Here is a 1,616-nt window from a genome sequence, read left to right on the forward strand (position 1 = left end):
TGCTGTGATATCCCGGGTGCAGCCGTTGCTCCCCGCCCTGCACGGTTTCTTTCTTCACGCCGCCGCTGCGCTTGTCCCGGGCGGCTCATAAATCCTAGGCCGGAAAGGAGGGGGAATGAGGAATGTAGATTGAAGAATAGTGAATTTCGAAGGGGTGATCGTATGAACGAATTATAGCATCATGTCCAAGACCGGAAGAAGTGCTGTCTGACGAGGGGCGGGCGACGATCCTAAACAGCGACAACAAACGAACTCCGCTCCAGAGAGTTAAATTCTTCTCTATTTTTCCATTGGTTAATGTCTCCCTGACCTCAGCTTTCTCCTAGGCCGATAACGAAAGGACTTCGACAACGCTGTGTTTATTTTGGGCATTTTTTACGATTGTTTCAATTCTTTCGGCCACATCATCATCAATCCACTCCATTCCACATTGACTGCAGACGGTAGCGGGTACATTGCGGACAACGACGACGCCGGAACCAAAATCAACTGTCACGGTTGTTTCTCCCTGCTCCATCGTGCCTCCACATGTATGACATTTCTGGGTTTTATCTTTTGCTTCCATCATCTTCTGGTTTTAAAATCCGGTTCAAAGTGTTGCAAATCTGGCCGATATGCTGTTACAACGTAACACCACTCGTTTTGCTGTCAAATGTCGCAACAACGTGAAGAGGTTGATTATCGGCACCTGGAAATCCGAGAAAAAGTCCACTCGGAAATGGCTGATCATCAGGATATTTTTCAATGAGCTCGCCTTCTGTCAGAACTTTTTTAACATCGTCTCTGAAAATACCGCGTTCCATCATCCGCTCCAAAGCATGTCGCTGCCATCTTATACGTCCCCTGTCAACGCTTTTATGAATATATTCTTTTATCATTTCGATATTTGTCCAGTGTAGAGGCCTCGCTTATCACACTGCTCCCCTGTATTACTGCCCGCTGTTGGACTGATCGCACAACGTTCATGAGGAACAGTTACAAGCGGCAGACGGTCGTCTACTCCGATTTGTGTACGCTCTGCTAGTTAATGATCTATACCTGAATTGTCAATTTTTTGATGGATGAAGCATAAGGAATTTGGTGGAGATGGGTTTTAACGTGTTATTGCACGAGATACAACAAGGACGACGACGGACGACCGGGGATGGAATTATGAATGTAGATTGAAGAATAATGAATTTCGAAGGGGGGATCTCATATGAACGAGTTATAGCACCATGCCCAAGACCGGAAGAATTTCTGTCTGACGAGGGACGGGCTACAAAATATACATCCTGTCTTTTCCGGCCTTGAATGGGGCGCGGAGGCCGAAGCCGGCGTTTGTGGATGTTGCACCGGTGAGGACTTTGATAGCGGGCAATTTGCGCAACGGACCATCAACATCCACGCCTGCACAGGCGGCAGCGGGTGCCCCATTCTCTGCCTTGAGTTTTTGGTTCCTTTTGGGTCAAGCCAAAAGGGACACCTCGGTTGGGGAAATCGTCTCCTGTTTCACATTCAGGCTTCTTAATCATCTTTCCTTGTTCATTTTTTCATCGATGAAAAAACGAACCAAAAAAATCGCCGACTGGGGATTTATTCGCCTTGCGGCACTCCGCTTCGGCTAAAAGAAACCG

Annotated in this window: 3 protein-coding genes; 1 reads left to right on the forward strand and 2 read right to left on the reverse strand. The window is 47.5% G+C overall.

Going from position 1 to position 1,616, the window contains the following annotated elements; all coding sequences use genetic code 11:
* Window positions 1-322 precede the first annotated feature (322 nt).
* A complete protein-coding gene (locus ACG2E4_RS18355) occupies window positions 323-568 on the reverse strand; it encodes a type II toxin-antitoxin system MqsA family antitoxin (protein ID WP_395277498.1) in 246 nt (81 codons plus the stop codon).
* Between the two features lie 52 nt (window positions 569-620).
* A complete protein-coding gene (locus ACG2E4_RS18360) occupies window positions 621-878 on the reverse strand; it encodes a DUF4258 domain-containing protein (protein WP_395277499.1) in 258 nt (85 codons plus the stop codon).
* A gap of 444 nt (window positions 879-1,322) precedes the next feature.
* Between ACG2E4_RS18360 and ACG2E4_RS18365 the strand changes: the two genes are divergently transcribed.
* Complete coding sequence (locus ACG2E4_RS18365) at window positions 1,323-1,607, forward strand: hypothetical protein (protein ID WP_395277500.1); 285 nt, start codon at window positions 1,323-1,325, stop codon at window positions 1,605-1,607.
* The last annotated feature ends 9 nt before the right edge of the window (window positions 1,608-1,616 follow it).

The sequence above is a fragment of the Halalkalibaculum sp. DA384 genome (genome assembly GCF_043951955.1).
Lineage (GTDB): Bacteria > Bacteroidota > Rhodothermia > Balneolales > Balneolaceae > JAMQKA01.